We start from the raw sequence: 12,650 nt of genomic DNA, 5'->3' as shown, positions 1-12,650 counted from the left end.
CCCCGCGAGATCATTGAAAAAGGTATTCGCCACCACCTTGCGGGACTCTCACTTTCGAATACAGTTACGTTACTTGAGTATTTTGGGTGTCGAACGGAGTCGAACAGCAGTTCACAACTGGGTGCAGAAGGCCGATCTACAGCCGGCAGGCGGTGCAAGCCCGGATCGCGNCAGCAGTACTGGCTGTACGCCGCTGTCGATCCGGAAACGAACAGAATCCTCCATTCACGGCTGTTTCCAACGTATACGNTCACCGAGCTGGCCGAGAAACACGACGTCGAAGACGCCGTGTTTCTCGTTGACGATGCCGACGACCTGATCGGCGGACTCCGCCGAGAAGGCCTCAGCTACCGCGTCCAACTACACGGCGATAGAAACCAGGTTGAACGTGTCTTTAGAGAGGTACAACGACGAACCTCTTCGTTTTCAAACTGTTTTAGCCACGTCGATCCAGCCACCGCAGAAACCTGGCTCCAAGCCCACGCCGTCTGGTGGAATCATGCTTAAGTTAACACGACCTTTTAGCTACGCAAAACCGTCAACAGCAGAATCGTGGCTTCAAGCCTTCGCCGTCTGGCCTAATGCTACAAAATAAACACGTCCTATCAAACCGCTCTACTAAATTGGCTCTTATTTCGATCGGCGGTATTTTTCCTTGGACGACATAGGATCAGTTCTAACCATCTGCACGTTCCCTTTCAAGACGACTTTACGATGTACTAGTTTCGGCTGATACGCCGGTGCCGTTGTTTCCCGTCGTGATACTCTCACGGTCATGGGTGATGATCAGGGAGGGCGACCGACGACAACTCGAGCCCCGGCGTAGCTGCCGAGACCATCGCGCAGCAGGCTCACGGAACACGACGGGTGACGCGGGAGATCGGAGGCCCGTGCCGCTTCAGCGAGCCGGCCGCTCGGCGACGTTGTGTCACGGCGAACTGACCGTCTCGATAGCCGACAGTCAATAGGCCTCGAAATGTCCGGTACCAAGACGTTGATAGCGCTTCCGAGTGAACGGACCGCTATGGCGACCGATCAAGCCCGGAGCGATGCGAGCGAGACGGACACCTACGAACAGTTCGAAGCGCGAGTACAGCGCATCTCCAACGTCGGAAACGCCGCCGGCATCCTGCGGTGGGACCAGGAGGTCGTGATGCCCGACGAGGGGACGCCGGCCCGTGCACAGCAGCTCTCGACGCTGTCGTCGCTCAGTCACGAACTCCTGACCGCCGACGAGACCGGCGAGTTGCTTTCGACCCTCGAGTCCGATACCCTCGACGAGGACGCGACCGCCGTCGTCCGCGAAATCCGCCGCCGGTACGACCGCGAGACGAGCGTTCCACAGGACCTCGTCGAGGAGATCTCGGCAACGGCATCGAACGCACATCCGAAGTGGAAGCAGGCCAAGGAGGCCGACGACTTCGACCACTTCGCGCCGACGCTCGAGAAATTAGTCGCCCTCAAGCGCGAGTACGCGAACCACATCGATCCCGACGCCGACCCCTACGCCGTGCTCTTTGCGGACTACGAGCCCTACATCGACCTCGGGACCGCGGAGCGGGTCCTCGAGCGGCTCCGTGAGACGCTCGTCCCGCTGATCGATGCGGTCCAGGACAGCGACGCGGCGCTCGCAACCGACGCGTTCGCGGGCGAGTTCGATGACGACGATCAGGAAGCGCTCGCACGGGACGTGCTGGATTCGCTGGGCTACGACTGGAACCGTGGCCGGATCGATACCGCGCCGCATCCGTTCTCGTCGGGCACGCAGTTCGACGCCCGCGTGACGACCCGATTCGAGCCCGCGGATCTCCTGGGGTCGCTCACCTCGACGATCCACGAGTTCGGCCACGCGAACTACACCCTGGGCCTCCCGGACGAGGGGTACGCCACGCCGCTGGGCGAGGCGCGGGACCTCTCGGTCCACGAATCCCAGTCACGGCTCTGGGAGAACCACGTCGGGCGGTCCCGTCCGTTCTGGGAGCACTTCCTGCCGATCGCCCGCGAGCGCTTCCCCGAACTCGAGGATGTCACGCCCGAAGAGGCCTACGAAGCCGCGAATCAGGTCTACGACGACAATCTCATCCGGGTCGAAGCGGACGAACTCACCTACCACCTCCACATCGTCATTCGGTTCGAGATCGAACGCGATCTGATTCGGGGCGATCTCGAGGTCTCGGAGGTGCCCGAGGTCTGGAACGACAAGTACGAGGAGTACCTCGGCGTGCGCCCGGACACGGACGCGGAGGGCTGCCTACAGGATATCCACTGGTCGCACGGGGACTTCGGCTACTTCCCGACGTACTCGCTGGGCTCGGTGCTCGCGTCCCAGCTGTACGCCGCCGCCGAGGATGACTGCGGCGAGTTCGACGACGACATCCGCGAGGGCGAGTTCGCCGAACTCAACGGCTGGCTCCGGGAGAACATCCACCGGCACGGCAAGCGTTACGTCACGCCCGATCTCATCGAGCAGGCCACCGGCGAGGAGCTGACCGCGGACTACTTCCTCGAGTACGTCGAGTCGAAGTACGGCGACCTCTACGATCTGGACGGCTACTGACCGCGCGACTCGCGCGGTCGTCGGCGATCGCCGCGGGCGCGAGTCCGCCGATGTCTTCCGCCCCGGCCCGTGTTCGAGCGAGTCCCGTGGCCGCGCTCAGTCCGGACTAAAACGGGGCTGGCATTGCCGGGTGCAGACTCACCCGTTCTCGACCCCCTCCATCGAGTATGCGATTCTCGATTCCGGGCGCGCCGGGCGTCTACTTCGACACCGATGCGGGGTCGACGGCGATCAACGTGGCGCTGACCGCCGCCGGTCGGCGGGCACCGAAACCGCAGGGCTACGCCATTCAGGTCCTGCCCTACCTCTGGTCGTTCGATGTCGACCTTCGGGAGGTCCCGACCGACCATCCGCTCCAGTACCTCCATCCGGAGGGCGCACGGAGCCTCGGGGACCGCGCCTCCCACCGCGGCGTTCGCGAGGTCGGTACCGAACTCGAGTCGGTACTGCGGTTCGTCTGGTCGGTCAACGAGGAACTCGAGACGGCGACGATGCGACTCCGCGGCGCGGACGACGCGACGGCCGACGGCGTCACTATCGAGGTACGGGATGGGCGCATCAACGTCGACGGCTCGCCCCTCGAGACCGACGCGTTCGATATCGACGAGGCCACCACTGACGATTCCGGCGGCGAACACTGATGCTGCGAGTCCGTCGCCGACCCGTTGCCGGCCGCCGACGGTGTCGGCGGTAGCCTCACGGACCGGTCGACCGCCGACTGGTTGGTTCGATAATCATTTTGCCGGGCGGTCCAAAGCGGTTTCCATGTCAGCCGGACTGACCGCCCTCCGGATACGGATGGTCGCCGCGCTCGTCGGCCTCGGCGTCGTGACAGTCGCGTTTCTCGCGGGCGTATGGGCCGTCTTTTACGGGGTCTGCGTGCTATTCGGCGTCGGCATCGCCGCGCAGGTCGCGTTCGCCGCGACGACCGTGACGCTCGTGACGATCGGTGTCCTCGAGTACAGACAGATCGAGACGATCGAGCGCCTCGCGGACGCACAGCGGGTGGACCGTGAGACGGCACCGATGCTCTCCGAGACGGCGACTCGAGTCGCCGCCCAACTCGGCGTTCCGGAGCCGACGATCGCCGTCTCGGAGCGCGACGCGCCCGAGGCGATGGCTGTGGGCCTTCGCCCGAACGCGGTCCATCTCGTCCTCTCGCTGGGGACGATCGAGGCGCTCGACGACGACGAACTCGAGGCGGTGATCGCACACGAACTCGCCCACGTCGGAAACAGGGACGCGATAGTCATGACCGTCGTGTCGCTTCCCGTGGTACTCGCCGGCGGGCTGAGTTCGCGGCTCGAGCGGATCGAAAACCCCGGCTATATGGCTCTCGTTACCGTCCCACTGCGGGCGCTGTCGGGTGGCGTCCGGATCGTCGGGCGAACGATCACGGCGCGGTTCTCCAGGGCCAGAGAGCTGGCAGCCGACCGGGCTGCTGCGGAGGCGACCGGCTCACCCGCCGCCCTTGCGAGCGCGCTCCGACGCCTCGACCGGGAGATCGCCGACACCCCGAATCGGGACCTTCGGGAGGCCGGGAGCGTTTCCTCGCTGTCGATCCTGTCGCTCGAGCCGACGGAACCGGAGAAGGTCATGCTCGGGCCCGACGGAGCGACCGAGCCGTCGTACTGGTGGCTTCGGAAACGACTCCACCGTCTCGAGCGGTTCCTCTTCGAGACCCATCCGCCGACCGAGGATCGGATCGACGCGCTCGCGGCCCGCGAGCGACGACGGTGAGCGGCCGTCGGCACGGCGGTCGAGACAGGTATAACACCCTGGGCCCGCTGGGTCGACTCGATGCCACGTCGCGCGTTCCGAATCGCCTACGACGGGACCGATTACCACGGCTTCCAGCGACAGCCCCAACCCGACATCCCCACGGTCGAGAACGCCGTTTTCGACGCCCTCCGTGCGCTCGCGGTCCTCGACCCCGACGCCGACAAACCCGCGGGCTACGCGGCCGCCGGCCGTACCGACGCCGGCGTCTCCGCACTGGCCCAGACGATCGCGCTCGAGGTCCCCGACTGGCTCACACCCCGGGCATTGAACGCCGAACTCCCCGCAGACGTGCGGGCGTGGGCGGCCGCCGACACGCCCGACGAGTTCCACGCGACTCACCACGCGAGCCGCCGGGCGTACACCTATCACCTGTACGCGCCGCCCGCCGACGCTGCGCCGTCCGATTCGGACGCGACCGCCACCGCCGTCGACGACGAGCGGTTCCGCGCCGCTTGCGACGCGCTGTCCGGCACCCACGACATCCACAACCTGACGCCTGACGATCGGAACACGGAGCGCTCGCTGACGATCGCGGCCGAGCGCGACGGCGACTACCTCGTCATCACCGTCAGCGCGGGCGGCTTCGCCCGGGAACTCGTCCGTCGACTCGTCTCGCTCGTCCGGGCGGTCGGTGCCGGCGACTCCCCGCTCGCGAAGCTCGATCGCGTCCTCGAGCCGGAACCGCTGCCCGGCCACGAGGGGATCGCTCCCGCACCGCCCGAACCGCTCGTCCTGACCGCGGTCGACTACCCCGATCTCGCGTTCGAGATCGACGCGGACGCGGCCGAGAGCGCTCGCGCCGTGTTCGACCGCCGCCGCATCGACCGGCGGACGGGGGCGCGGGTCGCCGGACAGGTGGCCGACGGGATGCGCTGAGCGAGGGAGCGGGTCGACTCGAGCCCGACCCATCGTCTCCGAGCCGCGGACGAGCGTTTTTCATCGCCGGGCGCACACGTCGGCGTATGGAACTGTCTCCGGAAGAGTACGGTGCGTACTGGCGTGGGTCGATCCGCATCGCCGCGGGGCTGCTCGTGGCCTTCTTCGGACTGCGTCTCACGTCGCCGCTCCGGACCCATCCCGAGGTCGGGGCGTCCGCCCTCGGTGTCGTTCTGCTCGCGTTGCTCGTGGTCGCCGGCACGTTCGTCGCGACGCTCGGTCTCGCTCGCGTCGTCCGGACGGCGGTCGACGCCGAAACCTGAACGCGCCGACGGGACTCGCTCGCGAACGGACTCGAGGAATAGGGTGTTGTCGGCGCGTCTCGACACCGAGCGGGCCGGAAGAACCAAGCGTGGGACCCGATTCAGTCGTCGCTTGGATCGACGATCGCGGAGTCGCCAGCCGACTCCGAGTCGGCGGGGTGGGCGTCGAACAGCGGGCTCTGCTCGCCGGGAACGAACGTGTTGAGCAGCAGTGCGGACAGCGCCGTCACGATGACCGGCTGGCCGAAGAACGTTTCAGCGGCGGTCGGGAGTCCCGCGAGCGCGTCCGGTGTGGTCGCGATGCCGAGGCCGAGGCCGAGCGAGACGGCGACGATGACCGTGTTCCGGCGATCGAGAGCGGCGTTCGTGACGACCAGACGGAACCCGCTGGCGGCGACCATGCCGGCCATGAGCAGGACCGCACCGCCGAAGACCGCGCTGGGGATCGTCGTGACGGCGGCACCGACTTTCGGACTCAGTCCGAGGAGCGCGAGGAAGACGCCGCCGATGCCGACGACGTGACGGCTCATCACGCCGGTGAAATTGACGATGCCGACGTTCTGGGAGAAGGAGGTGATCGGGAACGCGGCGAAGACGGCACCGATCGAACTCAGCAGGCCGTCGGTGAACAACCCGCCGCGGAACTCCTCGTTCGTCGGGTTGCGTCCCTCGGCGGCCGTAACGCCGGACATGTCGCCGACCGTCTCCATCGCGGAGACGAGAAAGAGGAAGGCGAACGTGACGATCGCGATCGGCTCGAACTCGAAGCCGAACCGGGTGGGGGACGGGAGCGCGATCCACGCGGCGTCGCCGATGGCCGAGAAGTCGACGAGTCCAGCAGCAAGCGCGGCGGCGTAGCCGACGCCGATCGCGACGAGGATCGAAAGCAGTCGCGTGACGCCGCGCGTGAACATATTGAGACCGACGGCGGTCGCGAGGACGAGCGCGGCAAGACCGATGTGATGGAGCGCGCCGAAGTCATCGGCGTTGGCCCCGCCGGCGGCGTAGTCCATGGCGACGGGCACGAGGTAGAGGCCGATGATGACGACGACGAGGCCGGTCACCAGCGGCGGGAAGAAAGGCCTGATTCGTTTGAATTGCCAGCCAATGAGGCCTTCGACGACGAACCCCGTGACGAGGATCGCGCCGAACACCGCTGCCATCCCGAAGCCCGCACCGATCGAGATCGACGCGCCCACGAACGTGAAACTCGAGCCCATAACGATCGGCAGACGCGCGCCGACCGGGCCGACGGTGTACGCCTGGACGATCGTCGCTAGCCCGGAGAACAGGAGGACCATCTGGACGATGTAGGCCGTATCCGTCAGGTCGAGTCCGACTCCGCCCGCGACGACGTACGCCACCGCCGTCGCCGGTACGATCATCACCGCGACGTGTTGCAGGCCGAGCAGAATCGATTTCGGCAACGGCGGTTTGTCGTCCACTCCGTACTCGAGTTGGATGCCTCCGTCCGGTTCGGTCGACATTCTATGGCCGCCAGGTTGCAGAGGGGTGCATAAAAAGATTCGTAAACGCGCTCAATCGGTCGCATAATCCGACCCAAATAGGCATGTATATGTATAGTTTCGATTCCGGATATACATGTATCTGTGTATCCCTCCGTTGTCGCTGTACACATGCGAGGCGGAGCGTCGTCGGCCGTCGATTCTCGACCGGTGCGTACTAGTGGACCGTCACCTCGCCGTCCTCGACCGTGATATCGATGAGGCTCGTCGCGTCGTACTCGGTGTCGTCGAGCGCCGAGTCGCCGACTTTCCGCATCACGACGACGATGTCGACGATCTCGGCCCCGATACCGTCGATCGCGTCGCAGATCGCCGCCAGCGTGCCGCCGGTCGAAAGCATGTCGTCGACGATCACGACGCGATCCCCTGCCTCGATGTCGTTGATGTACATTTCCGACTCGGAGTACCCCGTCTCCTGGTGGAGCGATACCTCGCCCTCGAGCCCGTAGGGCCGTTTCCGGATGACGACGAGCGGGATGTCCGTCTGGAGCGAGAGCGCGGTCGCGAGGTGAATGCCCATCGCCTCGGGGGCGACGATCTTGTCGACGTCCAAGTCCGCGGTCTGCATGACTTCGGTGACGACCTCCCGCAACAGGGCGGGATCGAGGCGCGGAACGCCGTTGCTGATCGGGTGGACGAGGTACTCGTATCCGTCCTTGTCGATGATCGGTGCGTCGTCTAACGACTCGAGGAGCCGGTCCATGCTGACGATTCGGGAAATCGGAGTGAAAAGCGGTTCGTTCTTCCGGTTCCCGACCACTCCGAGACGGTCCCCGGGGTCCACGGAGCCCCGCGTCGACTCCGTCCGTTCCTGACACGGTCCGACACGCTTTAGCGCCGCCACTTCGAAGCCGTCTCCATGAGTTCCGTTCCCGAACGCTCGGAGGTCGACGAGGACTATACCTGGGACCTCGAGAGCATCTACGCGACCGACGACGACTGGGAGGACGCCTACGAGACGATCGCCGACCGCGTCGACGACCTCGAAGCCTACGAGGGCCGGGTCACCGACGACGCCGAAACCCTCCTCGAGGTACTCGAACTCCGCGACGAGATCATGCGCGAGGTCTCGACGGTCGCGGCCTACGCCCGCATGCGCCGCGACGAGGACACGACGAACCAGCACTACCAGGCGCTGACGGCACGGTCCCAGTCGCTCGCAGCCGACGCCCAGTCCGCGGCCTCGTTCATCGACCCCGAACTCCAGACGCTGACCCGCGAGCAGTTCGACGCGATGACCGCGGACGAACCCGCCCTCGAGACCTACGACCACTACGTCGACGACGTGCTCCGGATGAAACCACACACGCGATCGGCCGAGGTCGAGGAGTTGCTCGCCGACCTGAGCGAGGTCACGGGCGCGACCGGGGACGTGTACAACATGCTCTCGAACGCGGACATGACGTTCCCGACGGTCGACACGCCCGCGGGCGACGAAGCGGACGCGGTCGAAATCACCCAGAGTAACTTCACGAACCTCCTCAAACGCCCCGACCGCGAGTTCCGCAAGCGGGTCTACGAGGGCTACTTCGACGAGTGGGAGTCGGTTCGGAACACGGTCGCGGCCAGCTACAAGAACAGCGTCAAAGCCGACGTCAAAACCGCTCGAGCGCGCAACTACGATACCGCACGCGAGGCCGCACTCGACGGTCCGAACGTTCCCGTCGAGGTCTACGACACCCTCGTCGACACCGTCCACGACAACCTCGACAAACTCCATCGCCACGCCCAACTCAAGGAACGGGCGCTGGGCGTCGACGAACTCCAGATGTGGGACCTCTACATGCCGCTGACCGGCGACGAGGGTCCCGATCTCGAGTACGACCAGGCGACCGAGTACGTCGTCGACGCGCTCGCGCCGCTGGGTGAGGCATACCAGACCCAGGTTGCCGAGGGGCTGGAGTCCCGATGGATCGACGTCTACGAGAACGAGGGGAAACAGTCCGGCGCGTACTCCAGCGGCACGTACGATACCCAGCCGTTCATTCTGCTGAACTACCAGCAGGACATCTCCTCGATGTACACGCTGGCCCACGAACTCGGCCACTCGATGCACTCCGAATTCACGAAGGAGGAACAGCCGTTCATCTACTCGAGCTACGAAATCTTCGTCGCGGAAGTCGCCAGCACGGTCAACGAGGCCCTGCTGACAAACCACCTGCTCGAGACCGTCGACGATCCCGAGTTCCGCAAGCACGTGTTAAACGAGTTCCTGGAGCGTGTGCGCTCGACGCTGTACCGTCAGACCCTCTTCGCGGAGTTCGAACACGAGACACACCGCCTCGAAGAAGACGGCGAACCGCTTACCGCCGACCGATTGGACGACCTCTACCGCGGACTCAAGGCCGACTACTACGAACCCGCCGCGATCGACGACCGGATCGCACGCGAATGGATGCGTATCCCCCACTTCTATCGGGCGTTCTACGTTTACCAGTACGCCACTGGTATCTCGGCCGCCCTCGCTATCGTCGACGACATCCTCGAGAACGGCCGGTCCGCCGCCGAGGACTACCTCGAGTTCCTCCGCCACGGCTCGCGGGAGTACCCGCTCGAGCTCCTGCGGATCGCCGGCGTCGATATGAGTTCCTCGGACCCGATCGATCGTGCGCTCGAGACCTACGGCCAACGCCTCGAGGAGATGGAAGCGCTCATGTCGTAAGTCATCGGCACGGACGCTGCCGCTCGAGCCGTTGCGACGCGTGACGCGGCGTCAACGGTCGTCTCTCCCGGTAGTCGCGGTTCGATGTGGGGGTCGAAAACCATCCGCGACCCAAAGGCACATTTACCATCGAAATCCTATCGGCGTACATCAGGATGTCTCGAAGCCCGTCTATACCCGACCGACCTCATCGCGATATCGACTCAGATCTCCCCGACGACGAACGGCTCGAGGCGCTCCGCGGGCACTACGAGGATCTGGTCGACGTCAACGACCAGCTCTCCGACCAGCTCGACGACGCCGAGGACCGCCGCGAACGCCTCCGGGAGAAGGTCGACCGCGTCGAGCGGGAAAACGAGACGCTCAAGAGTTCGTCGCTGTACATCGCCACCGTCGAGGACATCCTCCCGGACGAGCAGGTCATCGTCAAACAGCACGGCAACAATCAGGAAGTGCTGACCGACGTCTCCTCCCGGATCGTCGATCGCGTCGAGCCCGGCGACCGCGTCGCGGTCAACGACTCCTTCGCGATCCAGACGGTCTTGGACACCGAGACCGACGCGCGCGCCCAGTCGATGGAGATCACTGAGAAGCCCGAGGTCACCTACGCCGACATCGGCGGGATCGACGAGCAAGTCCGCGAGGTCCGCGAAGCCGTCGAGCAACCCCTGACCGAGCCCGAAATCTTCAACGAGGTCGGCATCGACCCGCCCAGCGGCGTCCTGCTCTATGGCCCGCCGGGCACGGGCAAAACGATGCTCGCCAAGGCCGTCGCCAACGAGACCGACGCCACCTTCATCAAGATGGCCGGCTCGGAGCTGGTCCGCAAGTTCATCGGCGAGGGCTCGCGGCTCGTCCGCGACCTCTTCGAGATGGCCCGCGAGCGCCAGCCCGCCATCATCTTCATCGACGAGATCGACGCCATCGCGACGCGGCGCACCGAGTCCAAGACCTCCGGCGACGCCGAGGTCCAGCGGACCATGATGCAACTGCTCTCCGAGATGGACGGCTTCGAGGCCCGCGGCGAGATCCGCATCATCGCCGCCACCAACCGCTTCGACATGCTCGATCGCGCCATTCTGCGTCCGGGCCGGTTCGACCGCCTGATCGAAGTCCCCGAACCCGACCGCGACGGCCGCGAACAGATCCTCTCGATCCATACCCGCGGCATGAACATCGCCGACGGCGTCGACTTCGCCGCGCTCGCCGACGACACCGACGGCTACTCCGGTGCCGACATCGAAAGCCTCGCTACCGAAGCCGGCATGTTCGCCATCCGCAACGACCGCGATGAGGTCTCCCATCAGGACTTCGCCGACGCCTTAGAGAAGATCGAGGAGGACGACTCGAGCGACGTCGTCTCCTCTGCGGGCTATTTCTATCAGTAATCAGCGGCCCGATTTCGACGGCTCCGACCGGTGACGATCGCCACGTACTATTGTGCGTTCGGTTCGGAACCGCTGATTACAGGAGAGGCCGTCCGGATCGGACGGACAGGCTCTTACTCAGTACGTTATGTGTCTCTGTCCCAACTATCGATTCCCTGTCGTTCGGGACTCGGATTCGGTTTTCCCTTCCGGTACTCGTAGACTTTGCACCGCTGCTCCGCGGTGAGTTCTCCCCACGTCGCGCCCGTCTCCCATCGACTCCAACCGAACAATGTCGCTATCTCGTCCAACCGGTCTTGGACACGACCGAGGAGGTAGGTGGCTCGCTCAATGTCGCTTTTGTCCGGCGTTTTACCACGTTCTAAATCATCGATAATCGATGTCGTGGAGTCCACGAGACGGGCCGTATCACTGGTCGTCGATTCGGCTGGCGGGCGAAGCCGTTCGATCAATCTGTCTCGAGCGAGCGTTTCGGCCATTCCCGTATCGAGGCTGTCATCGCCCATCAGCACACACCCCGGATTCGATCGATCGCCAATCGTCGGTCGTGGATCGCCAATACGTGTACCATCCCGGAGTTTTCAAGTCCGGTGCGGGGTAACGTTGTCATGGGTTCTTCACTGACGGTGGGAACCCGGCCCGCGTGCCATTACACGCGGGCGTTTCTATGATGGATTCGCCCAACAGGCCGGGCTTCCACATCCAATGCATTGTAATGCATTGGTGAAAAGAGTTTCCGTTCCGAGTATCATCCGTGAATAGATGTGCGAAGTCAAAATCGACTTGTGTAGACAGAGACAATAGACGGCGCGATGCCGAGGGAACGAAACGAGGAAAGTGGGAAATATACCGAGCGATATCCGCCGGACACGTTCGTTACGGCGCTCGAGGAACTCTCGGGAGCGGCGACCACACAGGAAGTGGCCGACGAGGTCGGCTGTGCATACCGAACCGCGTTCGCTAAACTCTCCGAACTCGAAGACGCCGGCGAGATCACGTCACGGACGGTCGGCAATGCGTATCTCTGGCATCCCGTCTCCGCCGAGTGATCCGGTCGAAACGGTGGCAACGGAGCGGAACCGCACGAACTCGATCCGGACGGACAGTTCCGAATCGCAAGCCCTTACGCCGCCGACCCCGGAGACCAGATATGAGCACGATTCGAGTCGTCTGGGGCTCCGCGTCGGCACCCACGGCGATGGCCTCCTACGACGCGGCCCTCGCCGAGGCCGGCGTCGAGAACTACAATCTCGTTTCCGTTTCCTCCGTCATCCCGGCCGGCGTCGACGTCGAAGCCGTCGGCACCGCACCGGATCTCGGCCCCGCGGGCGAGCGCCTGACCGTCGTCGAGGCTCGAGCCACCGCTGCCGGCCCCGGCCGCGTGAGTGCGGCGCTCGCGTGGGCCCAGTCCGTCGATGACGGCCCGGGACTGTTCTACGAGACTGCGGGTGAGACGGACCGCGACGACGTCGAGCGCCGGGTCCGCGAGGGACTGGCCGCGGGGCCTGTCTCTTATACACATCTCTGAGCGGGCTG

At 64.8% G+C, this 12,650-nt stretch carries 11 protein-coding genes and 2 pseudogenes; 10 read left to right on the top strand and 3 right to left on the bottom strand.

From position 1 onward, the window contains the following. From C487_RS19155 to C487_RS01350, 6 genes and pseudogenes are all read left to right on the top strand, one after another. Positions 1-507, top strand: a pseudogene (locus tag C487_RS19155) (IS6 family transposase); the annotation flags it as partial. 517 nt (positions 508-1,024) lie between these two features. Further along, on the top strand, positions 1,025-2,557 hold the full coding sequence (locus tag C487_RS01370; RefSeq protein ID WP_006183873.1) for a carboxypeptidase M32: 1,533 nt from the start codon (positions 1,025-1,027) through the stop codon (positions 2,555-2,557). Positions 2,558-2,724: 167 nt separating this feature from the next. Beyond that, positions 2,725-3,198, top strand: coding sequence for a hypothetical protein (locus C487_RS01365; protein WP_006183872.1), 474 nt, complete (start codon positions 2,725-2,727; stop codon positions 3,196-3,198). Between the two features lie 124 nt (positions 3,199-3,322). After that, the gene (locus C487_RS01360) at positions 3,323-4,297 is read left to right on the top strand and encodes a M48 family metalloprotease (protein WP_049907766.1); all 975 of its coding nucleotides are present in this window, start codon (positions 3,323-3,325) and stop codon (positions 4,295-4,297) included. A gap of 60 nt (positions 4,298-4,357) precedes the next feature. Then, positions 4,358-5,215, top strand: coding sequence for a tRNA pseudouridine(38-40) synthase TruA (gene truA / locus C487_RS01355; protein ID WP_006183870.1), 858 nt, complete (start codon positions 4,358-4,360; stop codon positions 5,213-5,215). Between the two features lie 86 nt (positions 5,216-5,301). Next, positions 5,302-5,538 (top strand): hypothetical protein, encoded by a 237-nt coding sequence (locus C487_RS01350; RefSeq protein WP_006183869.1) that lies wholly within the window; start codon positions 5,302-5,304, stop codon positions 5,536-5,538. 101 nt (positions 5,539-5,639) lie between these two features. Here C487_RS01350 and C487_RS01345 read toward each other — a convergent pair whose 3' ends face one another. Together C487_RS01345 and hpt are read right to left on the bottom strand one after the other, a co-directional pair. Then, entirely contained in the window at positions 5,640-7,025 is a 1,386-nt protein-coding gene (locus C487_RS01345) for a uracil-xanthine permease family protein (protein ID WP_006183868.1), read from the bottom strand. Between the two features lie 196 nt (positions 7,026-7,221). Further along, complete coding sequence (gene hpt, locus C487_RS01340) at positions 7,222-7,767, bottom strand: hypoxanthine/guanine phosphoribosyltransferase (protein ID WP_006183867.1); 546 nt, start codon at positions 7,765-7,767, stop codon at positions 7,222-7,224. A 156-nt stretch (positions 7,768-7,923) separates the two neighbouring features. Here hpt and pepF point away from each other — a divergent pair, with 156 nt between their 5' ends. Then, positions 7,924-9,726, top strand: a complete 1,803-nt coding sequence (gene pepF, locus C487_RS01335) for an oligoendopeptidase F (protein WP_006183866.1) — start codon at positions 7,924-7,926, stop codon at positions 9,724-9,726. Between the two features lie 155 nt (positions 9,727-9,881). Next, positions 9,882-11,114 carry a proteasome-activating nucleotidase Pan2 gene (gene pan2, locus C487_RS01330; protein ID WP_006183865.1) on the top strand — a complete coding sequence of 411 codons (1,233 nt, stop codon included), beginning with the start codon at positions 9,882-9,884 and terminating at the stop codon, positions 11,112-11,114. Between the two features lie 125 nt (positions 11,115-11,239). On the opposite strand, the gene C487_RS01325 is transcribed toward pan2, so the two are convergent. Next, positions 11,240-11,620, bottom strand: coding sequence for a hypothetical protein (locus C487_RS01325; protein WP_006183864.1), 381 nt, complete (start codon positions 11,618-11,620; stop codon positions 11,240-11,242). Positions 11,621-11,926: 306 nt separating this feature from the next. Between C487_RS01325 and C487_RS01320 the strand changes: the two genes are divergently transcribed. Then, on the top strand, positions 11,927-12,163 hold the full coding sequence (locus C487_RS01320) for a hypothetical protein (protein WP_006183863.1): 237 nt from the start codon (positions 11,927-11,929) through the stop codon (positions 12,161-12,163). 101 nt (positions 12,164-12,264) lie between these two features. Next, positions 12,265-12,618: pseudogene (locus tag C487_RS01315) on the top strand (pyruvoyl-dependent arginine decarboxylase); the annotation flags it as partial. Positions 12,619-12,650 lie beyond the last annotated feature (32 nt).

Origin of the sequence: Natrinema pallidum DSM 3751 (assembly GCF_000337615.1) — an archaeon.
Taxonomy (GTDB): Archaea; Halobacteriota; Halobacteria; order Halobacteriales; family Natrialbaceae; genus Natrinema; species Natrinema pallidum.
Note: the sequence above shows the minus strand (reverse complement) of the source record. Positions and strands in the feature narration are given on the sequence as shown.